The following is an 18305-nucleotide window of genomic DNA, read 5'->3' as shown; positions in this document are numbered from 1 at the left end:
GCTCCATTACCAAGCAAATGACTAGGCTTTTTATCATTATATTGGAATTATTTACGGCAATCAATCTGAAAATCTGGTTTTCGTAACCCTTCTGTTGTTATTCGTTCGTTTATTACAGGTATAATATATAGTAGCCTTTCATTGGGCATGATATTTCCGTGTATCATTCAGAATCTATTTCATTATTTTTCAGGCAGGTGAATCTATGAATTCAAATCACAAACCGATCCAATCCTTTAAAATCGTACAGTTCATGATGACCATCTACAGGCAGCGGCTGACACGTATTTTGCTTCCACTGGCTGTATTGGCTTTTATTATATGGGAGGCCGGACGAGAGCTGAAAAGCTTCAATCTGGCACGTATGCTTCATGAGCTGCGGCAAATGGATGCTACCTTTCTCATCGAAATCGGCTTGTTCTCACTGATAGCCGTGGCCGCCATGAGCGCATACGATTACGTGATCAGGCATCATTTCAAGCTACAGGTTAAGCCCGGAACTACATTCCGGTACGCCTGGATTTCGAACACCTTCAATAATGTCTTTGGCTTCGCCGGCTTTACAGGAGCGGGATTGCGTACGGTGCTGTACAAAAAAAGCGGTGTGCCGTTAGGTGTTATCACCTCTGCGGTTGTGTTCCTTTCGCCCGTGGTCATTACCGGGCTTTCTTTGCTGGCCTGGGGCGCAATTGCCCATCTATATCCGGTACAGCCCGTGCTGGATGCTCATCCGTGGCTTCATTGGGCGTTATGGGGAATGGCGCTGTACCTGCCGCTGTTTTTGATTATGCAGCGCTCCAAACGGTACGCCACTTGGTTCAACAAGGGAGAAGGCCAGCTTTCTTGGTCCACCATCTCCGCCTCCATCGGCGCTTCGCTGCTGGAATGGCTGCTGGCTGGTCTTACTTTTGCATGGATCGGCTCGCACTTGCTGCATGAGCTGCCGACAAATGCCGTGTTCGGCATTTATGTGATTGCCGCGATTGCCGGGCTGATCAGTCTGGCGCCCGGAGGGGTCGGCGCATTCGACATCATTGCCCTGCTCGGGCTGCAAATGGCAGGCGCCAACTCGGATCGGGCATTGGCTGTGCTGCTGGCCTTTCGCGTCTTTTATTACATCATTCCGTGGCTAATCGGCCTGGTGCTGGCTGCGCTGGAAATGATACCACGCAACGAACGTCTGAGCCAACTGGCAGAGACGGGTTGGGAAACCTCACTCAACGCTTGGCAAAAGGTATGGGGCTGGCCCGGTCAATTCCGCTTTCTGGCCGACCTCGGAGTATGGGCACTCGGCAAGCTGGTACTCATCTCCGGCGTGGTGCTTCTTCTGTCGGCGGCTACGCCAGGTCTGCTGTATCGGCTGCGTTTTGCCGAGCATTTGCTCAGTCTGCCCGTCATGCGCCTGTCGCACGAAATCTCCGTCGTCATCGGAATTATGCTCGTGGTGCTGTCACACGGCATATCCCTGCGCATTCGCAGAGCCTTGCGGCTGACGCTGGTACTGCTGCTTGCAGGGTCCATTTTCACCTTCATTAAGGGTCTGGATTTCGAGGAAGCTCTATTCCTGTTGTTCGTAGCGCTGATGCTGTGGGTCTCGCGCACGCGGTTTTATCGGGTTAGTGCGCCGCTGAATCGGCACAATATTTTAATCTGGGGCGGATTGTCTCTGCTCGTGACCGGCGCTTACTTTATCATTGGGGCAGGCTCCAATACTCCGTTTATGCGCCATCTGCACGCCAAGGTCCATCTGGACTTTTTTATGAACCGCAGCGATTACGGGGTTACAGCGGTGTTCAGTCTGATTTTGGCGTGGGTGTTCCTGACGGTATATTTCTTCCTCCGTCCCCAGCGTGGAATCGGCAATCTACCTGATGCGCAGGAACTGGATAAGCTAAAAGAATTTGTGGAAAAGCAAGGTGGAAATTTGGTTTCCCATATGCTCTTTCTAGGCGATAAATATCTGTATTGGACCAAGAACGAACAAGTGGTTATTCCCTATGCCCGCAGCCGGGACAAACTGATTGTGTTAGGTGACCCGCTGGGTCCGGAAGAACGTGTGAGCGAAGCAATTCAGGAATTTCAGCGCTTCGCAGACCGGTATGCGTTAACGGCTGTATTTTATCAGGCATCACCGGAGTATTTGTCCATCTACCATGAGAACGGCTATCGGTTTTTCAAGCTCGGCGAGGAAGCGCTGGTGCCGCTGGAGTCCTTTACACTGACAGGTAAAAGCAATCAGGTGCTGCGCAGTGCCAAGAACCGCTTTGACCGTGAGGGGTACACATTCGAAATGATCCAGCCGCCTTTGGATAGAGCATTAATTGAGGAGCTTCATCACATTTCGAATATTTGGCTGGACGGACGGAAGGAGAAGGGCTATTCGCTCGGCTGTTTCAAGGAGCCTTATCTTCAGTTAGCCCCGATTGCGCTGTTAAAGGACCCTGAAGGAAAGATCATCGCCTTCGCGACAATGGCCCCTGCCTATGACTGTGGACAGACGGTCTCCATAGACCTGATGCGTCATCTGCCTGATACGCCAAATGGCACGATGGACTACTTGTTCACACGAGTGATCGAGTGGGCCAAAGACAGCGGGTATGCGACATTCAATCTCGGTATGGCACCGCTGTCCCAGGTAGGACAAAGCGAAAAAGCGTTGCGCGAAGAAAAGCTGGCCCGGCTCGTTTTCCAATACGGAGGGCATTTTTACGGCTTTCAAGGGCTACGCCGCTTCAAGGATAAGTTCAAGCCGCAATGGGAGCCGCGCTATCTGGCCTATCCGGCTTCTGTCTTTTTGCCTATTCTGACGCTGGAGCTGGTATATCTCGTTTCCAAGCGTTCGGATTAGAGCAAAAGCATTCTTGCAACCTTACCTAGGCATAACAAAAGGGTGTTCCCCCAACCACGCCGGTTGCAGGAACACCCTTTTTATGTTAAAAATTATTCTTAGAAGCTACCTTTTACAACAACTTCAGACAATGGGAAACGTCCTGATGGACGTGCCGGCACTTGTGCTTTACCTACCGTAATCAGCATTACTGGCAGGTAACGTGCAGGAACGTTGAATTGCTCGATCAATTGCGCAGGAATGAAACCGCCCATAGCGCAAGTGTCATAGCCGAGAGATTTAGCAGCCAGCATAATGTTTTGTGCCGCAAAAGCAGAGTTCAGGATCGCTGCATCGCGAGCTACTTGAGCGTTTTGGTAAGCACCGTTGATTTGGCCTACCAAGGCGTCACGGATTTCTGCTGGCAATGAGCCTGCTTCTACCGCTTGATCATAAATCACAGCGTTACGGTTCGCTTCCAAATCACCCAATACGACAATCGTTACGGAGCTCTCCGCTACTTGACCTTGGTTGTAGGCGATAGGCAGCAACTTTTGTTTGTCAGCTTCGGTTTCAATCACGAGGAATTTCCAGTGTTGAAGGTTCCAGGCGGAAGGAGCTTCTATCGCAGCTGTCAAAATAGCTTCCAGATCTTTCTCTGGCAATTTAAAATCCTTAACATAACTTTTTACCGCATGTCTTTCACTAATGACAGACAGAGTTTCGTTTTTTTGGATACTTGACATTCTGGACACACTCCTACATTTCTCATAAGTATATATCTGAATCTTGAATCCTTATTAACTTCCCAAACTATTGTAATTATAAAAACGATAGTGAATGATGTCAATATGTTAAGTATGACCCTGCACTCAAAATACAGTACAATACGGATAAGACATCCATATCGGCAGATGCCCGCCCGGATCGGACAAGACACGGTGAGTTCGTTTTGTTCTCATTTATATCAAAAAAGGAGCGTTACTATGATTGGATCGTTTAAAAAAACGGATATTGCTTTGTTTGCCGCCTGGGTTGTGGCTTGTGTGGCTACATTAGGGAGCCTCTATCTCAGCGAGATTTTGGGGTATGAGCCTTGCAAGCTATGCTGGTTGCAGCGCATTCTGATGTATCCCCTGACTCTGCTGCTCGGAATCGCTTATTTTCGGGGAGATACAGGAATACGGCGTTATGTCATGCCGCTGGCGATCATTGGTGGGGGTATTTCGGCCTACCATTTTGTGATTCAGCGCATCCATGCAGCCGCCAAAGCGGCTACGCAGGCTTCAACGTCCTGTGGAAGAGTATCCTGTGAGCAGGATTACCTGAACTGGTTTGATTTTATTACCATTCCTTTTCTCGCACTCATCGCTTTTATCCTTATTATTGCAGCCATGGGGTATATCATGCGTCAGGAGAAAAAATCGGCGCAAGGAGAGGTACAAGCAGAGCATCTTGCATAAGTATGTTAGAGACCCGAGATCGTTGGGCCAGTCACCACAATCGAGCGTATAATCCGCTTGCCGGAGGAAAGACTGTAACTAAATATATCCATTACATATGTGGTATAATAAAAAAGATTTGCAGTCTGTCCAATAACGCTTACATTTCTTATAGAGGGGGCCCAGTCCATGTTTCATATCAGCACCCCAATTCTGCAATATGGCGCAACCTTTGGCATGATCTTGATCGCTATTTCGGCTATTTTCATCCGTATGAAGACAGGTCACCGCCCGGTTAACGCCAAAAAGATTATCATCCCTCCGCTCGGCATGAGCACCGGCTTTATGATGTTTATCGTGCCAGAGGTACGGGTTCCCTTGCTTTGGGCGATGGGCGCTTTTCTGGTTGGCTGGTTTATTTTCTCGTATCCGCTGATCCGCAGCACCAAGTTTGAGATGCAAGAAGGACAAGTTTTTGTACAACGCTCACGCACCTTCTTTTTTATCCTGATCAGTCTGCTGATCGTTCGCCTGCTGCTGCATGAGTTTATCCAGCGCTACATAACCATACCACAGACGGCGGGGCTATTTTTCATCCTCGCCTTCGGGACGTTGCTGCACTGGCGACTTCGTATGTATTTTCAATATCGTCAATTTGTTCCGGACGAGAAGGAAGTCCGCATCTGACAAACCGATGCTTACATGTATCATGGCATATTGTTGCATAAACCAAAAAGACACGTTCTCCCCACGGGGGGTCGTGTCTTTTTGGTTTATATTTGCATCGCACGACGGAAAATTCATTCAACCCGTTAATCTATACGCTACCTGATTAAATGTCTGCTTTTTATTGCTGGGTCAAAATAATCGGGCCGTCCGCTGTAATCGCCAGCGTATGCTCGTATTGCGCCGACAAACCGCCGTCCATTGTACGCGCCGTCCATCCGTCTGCATCCACTTTACTGCGGTAGGTACCCGTGTTCAGCATCGGCTCAATCGTAATGACCATGCCTTCTTTCAGGCGCGGTCCGCGATGCGGTGGTCCATAATGCGGCACCTGCGGTTGCTCATGCATATCTTCTCCGATACCGTGACCGATAAATTCGCGTACAACCGAGAAGCCTTCCGCTTCCGCATAGGTTTGGATTGCATGGGAAATATCACCGATCCGGTTACCGATTACAGCCTGCTCAATCCCTCTGTACAGGGATTCCTTCGTAACGTCCAGCAGCTTTTGCGCCTGCTCGGAAACATTACCCACTGCATATGACCAGGCGGAATCTGCCAGCCAGCCGTTCAGGTTTACGACCATGTCAATCGTCACGATGTCCCCGTCCTTCAACGGTGTCTTGTTCGGGAAACCGTGGCAAATGACATCGTTAGGCGATCCACAAGTCGCAAACTGGTAGCCGTTGTAGCCCTTTTGTTCCGGCGTTGCGCCATGCTTTTTCATAAACGTTTCCGCGAAGGCGTCAATTTCCAGCGTTGTAATTCCCGGCTTGATCATTTTGGCAATTTCCCGGTGGCAAGCAGCCAAAATTTCGCCAGCTTTCTTCATATTTTCAATTTGTTCTTTAGTTTTAATAATAATCATTAAACGGTCTCCTTCTTATCCGTGTTCGTTCCACTTTCACTGCTGCTTTTTTCTGCTTCTTTTCTGCTTCTATTGTAACGCTAAAAGCATTGAAATGGAACCGATGTCAAATGACACCGTTTACAAGTATCTTTTAAGGGGTATATAATACTTCATAACTTGTATACAAGTATGCCCGAAAGAGGCAACCGAAATTTCCAGGATAGGAGTATGCACATGAAATATCCGTCAGTCTGGCTAAAGGGTGCATCGCTTGGTGAAAGGATTGCTTGTGAGCTTCGACTTCAGATTATCCGTGGCATGCAGACACCCGGCACGGTATTATCTGAAAATCAGATTGCTGCCGATTTTGGCACCAGCCGTTCTCCTGTTCGTGAAGCGTTGAAAGTGCTCTCTGGTGAAGGATTGCTTCGTTTGGAACGCATGGGGGCGATTGTCATAGGCATGACGCCCGCTGATATGGAGGAGCTTTTCGATGTGCGAATGCTGATTGAGCATTTTGTTGTACAAAGATTTGTACATAGAGACAATGCCGGGTTGGTGACCGCTTTAAACCGGATGATTGATAAAATGGAAGTCGCTCTCAAGCACAGAGACGTCGTTGAATTTTCTCTTCAGGATTTCAATTTTCATGAGGCTCTGGTGCTGGAAGCAGGCCATACTCGTATTCTCCACACCTGGAACGGAATGAGGCAGTTGATCCTGACGGTCATGCTGGCTGCCACAGAACAACGCTTTACGTCCAAGATTGAAGAATCTCAAGTCACGATTCACAAACATCGCACCTTCGCAAACGCCTTAAACCAAGGGAATGCACAGGAGTTGTCCGAATTTATTGAGGATCATTACCGCGACACCCGCAACGCGGTTAACGATAGCGTCCTGTCTCCGTATAGAAAGACATTATCTAAGCCGCAACATGCGTGACAAAGAGCCGATGTACCGCGCCTTTATGCGTTCTCCAACTGGCGCGGTTCTCTTTTAGGCTCAAGTTGTCGACAAGTATACTTACATCTTCCTACACTATATGAATAAGGAGGCATTACTTCATGAACACATTATTCGGCTTGAGCCATAACGCTTCGCTACTTATATGGGCGCTTGTTACCGTCATTCTTTTGATTTTGCTGATTGCCAAATTCAAATGGAATCCCTTCGTCTCACTGCTGCTTTCGTCGGTATTTCTCGGACTGGTTAACGGGATGCCGGGACATGAAGTTACTGCCTCCATCACCAAGGGCCTCGGCAGCACACTTGGCTCCATCGCCATCGTGATCGGTTTAGGCACAATGCTCGGTAAAATGATGGCAGAATCCGGCGGTGCCGAACGCATCGCGACCACACTGATGGATCGTTTTGGTGAAAAACGCGTCCATTGGGCGATGATGATCGTAGGCTTTATCGTGGGTATTCCGGTATTTTTCGAAGTTGGCATTATTTTATTAATTCCCATTCTGTTCACGGTTGCCCGTAAAATGAATATGTCTCTGCTGAAAATCGGTATTCCAATGCTGGCAGGACTATCGACGGTACACGGCCTTTTACCACCCCATCCGGCTCCGATGATCGCGATTGAAGCCTATAACGCCAATATCGGACGCACGATAGGGTATGCGCTCATCGTCGGCATTCCGTCCGCTATTATTGCAGGCCCGGTCTTCGGTGCCAGGATTGGCAAAAAAATTATGGTCAGACCATCCGAGAAGCTGGACGAGCAGTTCACCAATACAACAGGACGGTCGTTGCCTCCTTTTTGGATTACTTTGTTCACTATTTTGCTGCCTGTTATTCTCATGCTTAGTGGATCAGTCGCTGAAATTGTGGACCCGTCCAATACGCATCCACTTACGGTATTTTTTAAATTCATTGGTGATGAGGTTATGGCATTGCTGATTGCGGCTGTGTTCTCTTTTTTCTCACTTGGTTATGCACGTGGTTTAAAGAAAGAGGACTTGTCCCGTTTTACCAGTGAATCTCTGGCACCAACAGCCTCTATTATCTTAATTATCGGGAGCGGCGGTGCATTTAAAACGGTATTGATCGACAGCGGCGTAGGTCAGGCCATAGCTGCTGTCGCTACAGGAGCCCATATGAATGTGATTGTGTTTGCTTTTCTGGTCGCTGCGCTCATTCGTGTAGCCACCGGATCAGCGACAGTCGCGATGACGACAGGCTCCGGTATTGTCGCACCTGTGCTGGCACTTACGCCCGGCGCGAATGTCGAACTGGTCGTCCTTGCTACAGGGGCAGGGTCGCTGATCCTTTCGCATGTGAATGACGCCGGTTTTTGGATGATCAAAGAATTTTTCAATATGACGGTTCCGCAGACTCTAAAATCATGGACCGTTATGGAAACCATCCTCTCTCTGGTCGCCTTCGGTTTGATTATGCTGCTGAGTGTGTTAATTTAACGATAATGAGCTAATAACGGTAAGTGAAGGGGAGATTGAATATGACTGACACCCGATATATGATCGGCGTTGATATCGGCACGACCAGTACCAAGGCGGTGCTTTTCGAAGAAAACGGCAATATTGCTGCTCAGCATCATGTAGGCTATCCGCTGCATACACCTGAGCCGGATGCGGCGGAACAGGACCCGGAGGATATTTTCAAAGCTGTCGTGACGACGGTGCAGGAGGTCATGAAACAAAGCGGAGTGTCAGCCGAGCATGTGCTGTTCGTCTCCTTCAGTTCGGCCATGCACAGCGTTCTGGCGGTGGACAAGAACGGCAAGCCGCTGACCGCCTCCATCACGTGGGCAGATAACCGCAGCGCCAAGTGGGCTGAAGCGCTCAAGCATGAATACAACGGACATGACATTTACTTGCGCACCGGGACACCTATTCATCCCATGTCACCGCTGACGAAGCTGATGTGGATTACACGGGATTTGCCGGATATTGCGACCCAGACGTACAAATATATTTCCATTAAGGAATATATATTCGCCCGATTGTTCCAGCAATATGTCGTGGATCACTCGATTGCATCCGCTACCGGTCTCATGAATTTGCAGCAACTGGATTGGGACGAGGAAGCGCTGCGTATTGCAGGTGTCACGAAGGAGCAATTGTCTGAGCTGGTGCCGACAACTCACGTCCTGAAGGGACTGGATGCGACCTATGCGCATGATATGGGCTTGCTGGAGACGACTCCTTTTGTCATCGGAGCCAGTGACGGTGTCTTGTCCAACCTTGGTGTGAATGCCATCAAACCGGGGGTTGTCGCTGTCACGATCGGCACCAGCGGAGCCATCCGCACCGTGGTCGATAAGCCGTTGACCGATGCCAAGGGACGCTTTTTCTGCTACGCCTTGACCGAAAAGCTGTGGGTGATCGGCGGCCCGGTGAACAATGGCGGCATTGTTTTCCGCTGGATTCGCGATGAATTTGCAGCCTCCGAGGTGGAAACCGCCAAACGGTTGGGGCTTGATCCGTACCATGTGCTGACCCAAATCGCGGAACAGGTACGTCCCGGCTCGGACGGCCTGCTCTTTCTCCCGTATCTGTCCGGAGAACGTGCGCCCCTGTGGGACCCGAATGCCCGCGGCTCCTTCTTTGGCTTGTCCCTGCGTCACAAAAAAGAGCATATGATCCGCGCCGCTCTGGAGGGTGTGCTGTTCAACCTGTACACGGTTATGCTCGCCATGGAAGAGGTCATCGACAGACCTTCGGTCATTCACGCCACTGGCGGATTCGCACGCTCGGAGCTGTGGCGACAGCTTATGGCGGATATTTTCGATCAGGAGGTCATTATCCCGGAAAGTCTGGAAAGCTCCTGTCTTGGCGCAGCTATTTTGGGCTTGTACGCACTGGGACGGATTGATTCGCTGGACGCTGTATCCGATATGATCGGCACCACTCACCAGCATAAGCCCGTGGCGGAGCATGTGGATATTTACCGTGATTTACTGCCAATCTATATCCGCATTTCGCGTAAATTTGAAGAGGAATTCAAGGATATTGCCGAGTTTCAGGCCAAATCCTTAAAACCTTTAAATTAGTGGAACCCGTTCCAACACCGCTGCGTATTACCGTTTCATAGGAACCTGTCTATGTCAAAAAATGATCTAAAAAATCAGTCGGACAGGATCAGAAGGAGGATTAGACGATGCTCAAAAAATTACTGCACCGCCTGCTACATTCCACCTCTCATTCTCATAAGCGGAAATACAGCAGCTCGGACCGTTATTACGAACGTAAACGCCGCTCTTCATCCGATTTAGGATACAAGAACAGCCATAACGGGCACCAATATTACAAGGACAAACGCCGTCATTACTCCAGTTCTTAGCCAAACAACAAGAATCAGTGACGGAATAGAGCGTAACACAAGAAGCAGGCCACAGGCTCCTTCAAACCCTATAAAGCGAAGACCCTTCTCATCTCAAGGGCCTTCGCTTTATTGTTGTGCGCCCTTCGTTATGCAGGGCAACATCTGTGATTTTACAGGAAATCGGCTATTAACAGAATTACAGAAACAGGGTTTTGGAGATGATTACCAACAAAATAAACAGAACTAGAATCGCTCCTACAGAGGTCCAGGCTCCGCCGCACCCCATACCGCCCATTCCACACATATGACTCATTTACAACACTCCCTTCGCTCATTTACAGGATCATTGTATGTAGACCTGGTCAAATGCGTAAGGGGGCATTCCCCCATTTTTGCGGCGAATGCCTGTTTATTTTTAGGGACTAACGTTATGGGTTAACCTAGCAGCAACAATGCTTCCTCCATCTCTTGCATAAACTGTCGGCTATTCTCATACCTTGGGCCAATCTGAAAAAGCCGCTCCAGCAGATGGCGCACAGGTGGACTCAGCTTCAATTCTTCCTGCCAGCTTGCCGGCGGTTGGTCCGGCTGAGGCTCGTAACTGCTGTACAGCATAAAAAGCATCAAATGCCCGACATCGTACAAATCGCTGTAGACGGCGACATCTTGTCGCTCAGGTGCGCGCTTTTCCAGCATGGATTCGGTAAATACATCCTCCTGCTGCTCGCCCATCGCCAGTGCAAGGCCAAAGTCGATCAGGTACGGTTTCCCTTCGCGGTGGATCACATTGGGAATGCGGATATCCCGATGGATATAGCCCCGTTCATGCACATGCAGAACCCGCTCCATTAACTCCAAAATGTAGACGATACATTCCTGTTCCGTAAAAGAACGTTCCTGTTCAAATATAAGCTCCTCCAGCGTCTTGCCGGAGATATATTCCATGACCAAGTACATTCCATTCCGCTGCTCTACACTTTCGAGCAGCTTCGGGATATGGGGATGTTCCATTTGCCGCATAATGTTGGCCTCACGCTGCAACAGTTGAACACCCTTCGCCCGCTTGCTAGGTCTGGGCAGTTTGACCGCCACCTCCTGTCCGCTGTGCTTGTCCAGACAGAGGTAGGTCAGACCATAGCTGCCCATACCCAGCAACGAAAGAATATGATATCGCCCACTCAACAGATCGCCGGGCTGTTTCGGGTAATCCATCCAAGATTCATAAGCATTCCGTAACCAAGCAATCATTCTTATATTCCTTTCCTATACATGCCGCGGCAACGTTCCATATGCGACTTGCTCTTGTCTTCTTGAATGCCGCCAGCTCCCCCTGCAATGATAGCTGAATTAACCAGTGAAACGGACTGAGAATTTGCCCTATATCCATTCACTCCGGTCTGTTCCGCTATTATACCATCCACAATAAAGACCACCAGAACCAGGCAGGTCTGATGGTCTTATTGGCCGATGGTCTTATCATTATCATGCCTATGCCTCTCTACGTCTGCGTGGTGCCAAACCGAGCCAGGACAGCAGCGAACCGCGTGACTTGCGTTGTCTGCCCTGATAGGTGCGCAAATTGGTGATTAGCTGCCGATCCCGTTCCTCCTCCACCCGTTCTTTCATCCAGCGCTTTTGGTCCTCCAACTGATTGGAAAGGCTGGCGTTCTTCTCCACCAAACGGCTATGCTCTACTTCCAGCTCTTCCAAACGACTCCGCATCTCTAGTAGAGCGCTCTGCACCATAATCTGCATCTCCGTCAGTGCTTGGGATTCTATGGGCTCCTGCGTTTCTATCTGCATTGGTGTTTGTTCCAGTTCTTCTTTTTCCCTCTCCCTTGTTTGCTCCAGCCTGCGCTCAATCGTTAACGCCAAGGTATGCGTCTGTTGTTCCTGCGGTTGCAGCTGCATCGGGCCTTCCGACTGTTCCTGTACGCTAACTTCATCCTCTAATCCTGCCGATTCAAGAGTAGCGGCAGCTTGCGCCTGTATTACAGACTCATCTCTGCCCTCTGCTGCAGCCAATATTTCCTCCCAGGTTGCAGCCAGCGACTCACCATCCGATACGGATGGCAGCAAGCAAACGCCTGCATCCTCGATTTGGAAGGGTGCAGTTACCCTCTCAAGTACCGCCTGAACCGCCTGCTCCATCGTCAAATGCTCCTCACGCAACGCCCCTCGCATCACCTTTAAGCACTCTACATCCTCTGGACTGAACATTCTCGATTGGTTGGCGGAACGCGGGAACACATAACCCTGCTCCTCCAGCGCTGCTGCATATTTACGAAGGGTGCTGGCCCCGATTCCCAACTGCTTTGCTGCTTCCGTCGTCGATCTGCTTTCTTCCATTGATCATTACCTCCCTGGATGGTATGGAAAGAAATAAGCTTGTATATGTACAATTCGCGGAATCAAATGGAAACCCTTTGGCAAAAATGTTCTAATATTGCGGACTGCTAGGAACCTTTGTCATAAGCGAATATTTTATAAAAATGCAAGAAGCGACTTCATATTGCCACCGCCCCCCTGATTTCTGGAATTAAGCCTATGATCAAGCAGCATTTAAAATCTGACAAAGTAGTGTTACCTCGCCTATTTCCCATTCAATAAGGGTGTCCTTTTTAGAAACGTCATATAAATGTCATACTCCCCATAATCCTATGGCATTATTTCTACCATCAGCGCGGCGTAAAGCACAATCAATGCGGATACCGCCTCAAAAAGAAGCTACTCACTCCCTGCAATACATACCTGCAAAAATACTGCTTATTCCACGTATCTTCTATATTACAGCCTATACATGTGCCTCTGGTGATCGTTATTTTTATATTTTTCGGAATGAAGGCAAAACGATGGATATTTCCAAAAGATCAGCAATATGTTATGTTATGTAACGTAAAATGGGTTTCAGACATAATTTGTAGCATATTAACGTTCGCTGGAACGAGGAGGAAACATAAATGAAGGGGAAGGCAAGGAAAGTAGCTATTGTCGGCGCAGGGATGGTCGGTTCGAGCTGTGCCTACTCAATGGTCAATCAGTCCATTTGTGACGAAATTATGATGATTGACCGCACATATGATCGAGCTTTGGCCCATGCGCTGGATCTGTCCCATTGTATGGATTTTACGTCTACACGTACCAAGGTATACGCAGGAACGTATGCAGACTGCACGGATATGGATGTTGTCATTATCACGGCCGGGGCTAACCCCAAACCAGGTCAAGATCGTCTGTCTGTACTGGATGATGCGGTGATCATTACGCGCGAAATTGTTACGGCGATTATGGAGAGCGGCTTCGACGGCATTTTCGTCATTGCGGCTAATCCTGTCGACATTGTGACCTATCTCGTACAAAGCATATCCGGTCTACCACGCAACAAGGTAATCGGCACAGGCACCTCCATTGACTCGTCCCGGCTTAAGACGCTGCTTTCCGAGGTATTTTCCATAGATCCACGCAGCGTACAGGGGTATGCTCTTGGCGAACACGGCGATTCGCAATTCGTCGCATGGTCACACGTGACCATTGGCGGCAAACCGATCCTGCATATTCTGCGTCAGCATAAGGAGCGTTTCAGCCACGTCGATCTGGACGACATCGCCCGTAAAACAAAGGATGCAGGCTGGGAGATTTTCACCCGCAAAGGCGCTACTTATTTCGGCATTGCCAATGCGCTGGCGTACATTACCCGTTCCATTTTAAATGATGATGGTAAAATCATAGCGGTTTCCGCCGTATTGGACGGCGAGTACGGGCACACGAATGTCTGCACGGGCGTTCCGGCGATCATCGGCAGCAAAGGAATTCAGGAGGTCATCGAGCTGGAGCTAAGCCTGGAAGAACAAGCCAAGTTCGACGCCTCCTGCCGCTTCATCAGCGATAATATCCGTGCCATGTCGGGCTTAGTTTAAATTGTGTCATACGCCGGATTGAAATGTGACCCGGAAGAATGATAACTTTAAAGGGGCTGTCCCAAAAGCCCTTAAAAAGCATATCGAAGAAGAACAAACACACCGATATGTTCAAAAGGGACGAAGCAGAGGTTTATCCTGCTTCGTCCCTTTTGCGTTTTTCCGTCATTGCGGCTTTTTTGAGCAGATTGTGGGCAAGGCAAAGCCACCCGACCTCCAGGCTTACTTTTTGCAAGCCGCGAAGCAGGAACCTTCGGAAACCCCGATTGTTTTTTATTTGTCCAAACACGCTCTCGGGCTCAGTCATGCGCCGAACGGAAAGAGTGTATCCTTCCTCGCTGCGCAGTCGTTCCCGCATGTCGTTTTTTTGCCGCATATAGGTCAGACTGACGGCAATCTCCCGGTTGCCCTTGGCTGTGGTGCATTTCGCTTTTAGGGGACAATCGCTACAATCTTCACTTCGATAATGGCGTGTCCGAATCGTGTAGCCGCTCTCCGTGACCGTCTGGCCTTCGTATCGAAAACGTAACATTTTTCCAGCCGCACAGGTCCATGTATCTTCCGTTTCGTTGTAGCTCCAGTTGTCCACTTTGCCTATCGCTTGCTTCCAGGCCCTGGTTTTCTCTTTGTGGTATGTCCCGTATTTGACGATCGCTTGGATGTTGTGCTCTTCGAAATAGCTGTAATTTTCTTCGCTTCCATACCCTGCATCGGCAATGACCATCTCTGGTCGTCTCCCGAGTGATTCTTCCAGATGTTCCAAATGGGGCTTCAAGCATTTCGTATCGGTAGGCCGCTGATGCACGCTGTAACCGAGCACAAACTGGTTTTCCGTGCCCATCTGCACATTGTATCCCGGCTTCAGTTGACCATTTCGCATGTGATCTTCCTTCATTCGCATGAACGTCGCGTCCGGATCGGTTTTGCTGTAGCTATTGCGCTCGCCCGCGGTTTCGATCTGATGCTCATACTTTTGGAGCCGCGGCAGCAAGTCCTTGCGTAACTGGCCCACGGCTTTCTTTAAGGTTTTGTTTTTCGGTTTTTCTTGCAAAGCTTCCTCCAGTTGTTGAACCGCGTTTTCCAGCTTTTCTGCCGTGAGCGAGGAAGCTTCGCCAAGCTCAGGAAGGTCTGTACCCGCGTGGAGCGCATCTTCTTCGCTTTCGGCCGCTTCGATGGTTTGGAACAGGGTATGTACTTTTTCTTGCAGCTTGGCCTGATGCTTGACAACGGCCTTTTTCCAGACGAAGGTGTACCTGTTTGCATTCGCTTCAAGCTTGGTTCCGTCCAGAAAGTAGTGTTCCAAGGACACGTATTGCTCCTGAACAAGCAGCTCCAGTACATGGGTAAACACGGTTTCCAGCACCTCTTTCATCCGCTCCGAACGGAAGCGGTTGATGGTACGGAAATCCGGTTGTTGCCGCGCAGCGAGCCACATGAACATGATATTTTCGCGGACGGCCTTGGCGATTTGACGGGAAGAGTAGATGCGCTGGGTGTAGGCGTAAATGATGATTTTGGTGAGCATTTTAGGATGATAACTATGACGGCCACCGCCAGGATACGCAGCGTTGAAAATGGAATCACTCAGGCGGTTGACTGCGTCGTTTACCACACGGACGATGTGGTTTTCGGGGATATCTGCCTCTAAATCCATTGGTAAGAAAAGTTGATCCATGGTATATTGAATGTACAAAGAAACCGTCTCCTTTCGAATGGTTGGGTGGTACCTCCATTTTACCAAGGAACGGTTTCTTTTTGTTTTACAATTTGGAGAAAAGGGCCGTCCCCAGCCAATTTTATGACTTTTGGGACAGCCCCTTTAATAGAGCCCTTGAAAAAACAGATAGAGCTGAATCCTCATATTCCGTCCTATATTTCTTTACGACGGAATACCGTCAGGCCCGCAATTGCAAACACGACAAAGCTACCCAGGACAACCGTAATCAGCGTATCCGCTGGTACGATGAAAGCCCCGAAGCTGTCTCTTCTGGTAGGCATCATCGCCAGCACAGGCTGTACCCACGGATAGTACGGGCCGTAGGTCTGTGAGTTGGCGACCAGAATATTGGGCACTGTGAAAACAAAGTTCAAGGCGAGCGGCGCGGCAAAGCTGGACCACAGGAAAGACACCATTAGCTGTAACGCAGCCAGCGGCAGACAAGCTACCCAGCCTGCGAGCAGACTTTGGGCGATGACTGACCAAGGGATCGGCCCATTCATGTCTCGCACAGCTCCAACACCCAGCAGCGCTCCCCCGAACAATAGTTGTGTCAGTCCCACCAAAGCCATAATCATCGTCAGCTTGGCCACGTAGAGACTGGTGCGGGATAATGGCAACGACAGCAGTTGCTTCCAGCCGCCGCCCCCATGCTCGAATCGGCAGACCATAGATGCAAATACGGCGGTCAGCATCGGCATGAACAGCAGCGCATGTACTGTGAGCATGCTAGAGAGTAGTGCCAGCCAATTTCCTCCGGGGTTCGCCAGCAAGCCAATCAGGACGGCAATCGCCGGGCTGACGAGCGCGAGCAACCAGACGGGCGACTTGACTATTTTCATCCGTTCGACAGAAAGCAGCCGTACATATCCTCCTAACATTACGCCACATCCTTTCTGCTAAAATGAGCCGCCGTCAGCAGACTGAGAAGCGCACCCGTTCCGCAGCCGATGGACGCAAACATCCACGCTTGAGGCGCAACCCATGCGAATTGCGGCCAAGCCAGCGGAAACCATTCAGATAACTGGGAAGCAAACAAGCTGCCGATGCCTAGCGTAATGCCCAGTGTTACAGGCAGCGCCTGATTATGAAACGTGACCGTTAGCCACAATAGCAGTACGAGCATGGGCAGTGTTCCTCCCAAGGGCCAAAACCCAATCCGCAGCAATTCTCCTATTGGGGCAGGCTCTCCCCCGAAGCCAAGTATCATGCCCAGTCCCCACGTTCCAACGGTAAGGAGCAGGCAGGATACACACAGCATCCCGATAGCCAGCGCCAGCTTGGCCATATAGACACTGAACCTGGAGATAGGCAAGGCCAATAGCTGCTTCCAGGAGTTGGACGAATGCTCCACATTCGCCAGCATGGAAGCGACCATCGTGGCCCCTAACACCAGCGCAAGGGGAACAAACATAGCGATGTTATCCATCAAGGCTTCCCACAGATGACCCTTGCTGCGCGGAATCAGATAATCATAACGAAGCCCGAAATTCAGCGCCTGCATCGCCACCAGCCCTAGTGGTCCAAGGAACACCAGAAACCAGATACCCTTTCTGCGCGCTTTGAGCAGATCCGCAGTCAGCGCCCGCAGCATCATAGGGAAGTCCCTCCTTTGCCGACGACCTGCATGAACATATCCTCCAGGGATTTGCGGCGTTCCTCTACACGGTATATAGCATGCGTATTTTCGACCAGCCTTCTGACCAGCAGCGCCACAGCCGCATCATTCATGTTTTCAAAATCCAGAGCAGCCCCGTCCCTCACCGAATGATAACCCTGCTCACGTGCAATGAGCTGGGCTGTTTGCGGGTCGGACGTGACGATGCGAATACCTCCTGCGGATTCCTGCCGGAGATTGTGAATCGTATTCTGGAAAACCAGCTCTCCTTCGCGGATAATTCCCACCGTATTTGCCATATGCTCCACTTCGCTCAGCAGATGGCTGGATACCAGCACGGTGATTCCTCGTTCCTTGGGCATCGCCTGAATCAATGCGCGCATTTCCTGAATGCCCTCCGGGTCCAAACCATTTGTAGGCTCGTCCAAAATAAGCAATTCCGGATTGCCCAGCAGCGCGGCGGCGATACCAAGCCGTTGCTTCATCCCCAGCGAGTAGCCCTTGACCGGGCGTTTGGCATGCTTGGTCAGTCGAACAACTTCCAGCACTTCCGCAATGTTCTCTTTGGGCACATTTAAAATGCGACGAATGGCCTCCAGATTTTCCACTGCGTTCAAATGACCGTAATACGAAGGGTATTCCACCAGCGAACCGACTTTACGCAAAATATCCAGCTTATGTCTGCGGATATCCTTACCGAATATGTGGATCGTTCCTCTTGTCGGGCGAATGAGTCCGAGCAGCATGCGGATGGTTGTCGTTTTCCCCGCTCCATTCGGACCGAGAAAGCCATAAATATCTCCCCGCCCTATTTTCAGAACCAGCTGGTTGACCGCAGGGCGGCCTTTGTATATTTTGCTGAGACCGTTCGTTTCAATAATGTATTCGTTCAAGTTCCTCACCTCGACACCT

17 protein-coding genes are annotated in these 18305 nt (G+C 49.9%); 8 read left to right on the top strand and 9 right to left on the bottom strand.

The window, feature by feature from the left end; all coding sequences use genetic code 11:
* Nucleotides 1–205 precede the first annotated feature (205 nt).
* Entirely contained in the window at nucleotides 206–2848 is a 2643-nt protein-coding gene (gene mprF / locus AC0WRU_RS02870; protein ID WP_476127135.1) for a bifunctional lysylphosphatidylglycerol flippase/synthetase MprF, read from the top strand.
* A gap of 98 nt (nucleotides 2849–2946) precedes the next feature.
* Here the strand turns inward: mprF and AC0WRU_RS02865 are convergent, their stop codons facing one another.
* Nucleotides 2947–3573: a nitroreductase family protein gene (locus AC0WRU_RS02865; RefSeq protein WP_476127134.1), complete on the bottom strand. Its 627-nt coding sequence runs from the start codon at nucleotides 3571–3573 to the stop codon at nucleotides 2947–2949.
* A gap of 240 nt (nucleotides 3574–3813) precedes the next feature.
* Here AC0WRU_RS02865 and AC0WRU_RS02860 point away from each other — a divergent pair, with 240 nt between their 5' ends.
* The gene (locus AC0WRU_RS02860) at nucleotides 3814–4290 is read left to right on the top strand and encodes a disulfide oxidoreductase (protein ID WP_476127133.1); all 477 of its coding nucleotides are present in this window, start codon (nucleotides 3814–3816) and stop codon (nucleotides 4288–4290) included.
* Between the two features lie 168 nt (nucleotides 4291–4458).
* On the top strand, nucleotides 4459–4956 hold the full coding sequence (locus tag AC0WRU_RS02855; RefSeq protein WP_476127132.1) for a CcdC family protein: 498 nt from the start codon (nucleotides 4459–4461) through the stop codon (nucleotides 4954–4956).
* 160 nt (nucleotides 4957–5116) lie between these two features.
* Here the strand turns inward: AC0WRU_RS02855 and map are convergent, their stop codons facing one another.
* A complete protein-coding gene (map, locus tag AC0WRU_RS02850) occupies nucleotides 5117–5863 on the bottom strand; it encodes a type I methionyl aminopeptidase (protein WP_476127131.1) in 747 nt (248 codons plus the stop codon).
* Nucleotides 5864–6079: 216 nt separating this feature from the next.
* On the opposite strand from map, the gene AC0WRU_RS02845 reads away from it, so the two are divergent.
* From AC0WRU_RS02845 to AC0WRU_RS02830, 4 genes are all read left to right on the top strand, one after another.
* Nucleotides 6080–6790, top strand: a complete 711-nt coding sequence (locus AC0WRU_RS02845) for a GntR family transcriptional regulator (RefSeq protein ID WP_476127130.1) — start codon at nucleotides 6080–6082, stop codon at nucleotides 6788–6790.
* 122 nt (nucleotides 6791–6912) lie between these two features.
* A complete protein-coding gene (locus AC0WRU_RS02840; protein ID WP_476127129.1) occupies nucleotides 6913–8274 on the top strand; it encodes a GntP family permease in 1362 nt (453 codons plus the stop codon).
* A gap of 41 nt (nucleotides 8275–8315) precedes the next feature.
* Entirely contained in the window at nucleotides 8316–9869 is a 1554-nt protein-coding gene (gntK, locus tag AC0WRU_RS02835; protein WP_476127128.1) for a gluconokinase, read from the top strand.
* Nucleotides 9870–9976: 107 nt separating this feature from the next.
* Nucleotides 9977–10159, top strand: coding sequence for a hypothetical protein (locus AC0WRU_RS02830; RefSeq protein WP_044646279.1), 183 nt, complete (start codon nucleotides 9977–9979; stop codon nucleotides 10157–10159).
* 178 nt (nucleotides 10160–10337) lie between these two features.
* Here the strand turns inward: AC0WRU_RS02830 and AC0WRU_RS02825 are convergent, their stop codons facing one another.
* The 3 genes from AC0WRU_RS02825 to AC0WRU_RS02815 all read right to left on the bottom strand — a co-directional run bounded on the left by AC0WRU_RS02825 (nucleotide 10338) and on the right by AC0WRU_RS02815 (nucleotide 12490).
* Nucleotides 10338–10454: a YjcZ family sporulation protein gene (locus tag AC0WRU_RS02825; protein WP_209441007.1), complete on the bottom strand. Its 117-nt coding sequence runs from the start codon at nucleotides 10452–10454 to the stop codon at nucleotides 10338–10340.
* 122 nt (nucleotides 10455–10576) lie between these two features.
* On the bottom strand, nucleotides 10577–11389 hold the full coding sequence (locus AC0WRU_RS02820) for a serine/threonine protein kinase (protein WP_476127127.1): 813 nt from the start codon (nucleotides 11387–11389) through the stop codon (nucleotides 10577–10579).
* Nucleotides 11390–11629: 240 nt separating this feature from the next.
* Nucleotides 11630–12490 (bottom strand): MerR family transcriptional regulator, encoded by an 861-nt coding sequence (locus tag AC0WRU_RS02815; protein WP_476127126.1) that lies wholly within the window; start codon nucleotides 12488–12490, stop codon nucleotides 11630–11632.
* Nucleotides 12491–13101: 611 nt separating this feature from the next.
* Here AC0WRU_RS02815 and AC0WRU_RS02810 point away from each other — a divergent pair.
* Nucleotides 13102–14058, top strand: coding sequence for an L-lactate dehydrogenase (locus AC0WRU_RS02810; RefSeq protein ID WP_476127125.1), 957 nt, complete (start codon nucleotides 13102–13104; stop codon nucleotides 14056–14058).
* Between the two features lie 133 nt (nucleotides 14059–14191).
* On the opposite strand, the gene AC0WRU_RS02805 is transcribed toward AC0WRU_RS02810, so the two are convergent.
* From AC0WRU_RS02805 to AC0WRU_RS02790, 4 genes are all read right to left on the bottom strand, one after another.
* Complete coding sequence (locus tag AC0WRU_RS02805; protein WP_476127124.1) at nucleotides 14192–15751, bottom strand: IS1182 family transposase; 1560 nt, start codon at nucleotides 15749–15751, stop codon at nucleotides 14192–14194.
* A gap of 176 nt (nucleotides 15752–15927) precedes the next feature.
* The gene (locus tag AC0WRU_RS02800) at nucleotides 15928–16656 is read right to left on the bottom strand and encodes an ABC transporter permease (protein WP_476127123.1); all 729 of its coding nucleotides are present in this window, start codon (nucleotides 16654–16656) and stop codon (nucleotides 15928–15930) included.
* Complete coding sequence (locus tag AC0WRU_RS02795; RefSeq protein WP_476127122.1) at nucleotides 16656–17372, bottom strand: ABC transporter permease; 717 nt, start codon at nucleotides 17370–17372, stop codon at nucleotides 16656–16658. Before AC0WRU_RS02795 ends, AC0WRU_RS02800 begins: the two co-directional genes overlap by 1 nt.
* Nucleotides 17369–18286: an ABC transporter ATP-binding protein gene (locus AC0WRU_RS02790; protein WP_476127121.1), complete on the bottom strand. Its 918-nt coding sequence runs from the start codon at nucleotides 18284–18286 to the stop codon at nucleotides 17369–17371. The genes AC0WRU_RS02795 and AC0WRU_RS02790 overlap by 4 nt, the downstream gene beginning before the upstream one ends.
* Between the last annotated feature and the right edge of the window lie 19 nt (nucleotides 18287–18305).

The organism is Paenibacillus sp. 1-8, from assembly GCF_056316205.1.
Note: the sequence above shows the minus strand (reverse complement) of the source record. Positions and strands in the feature narration are given on the sequence as shown.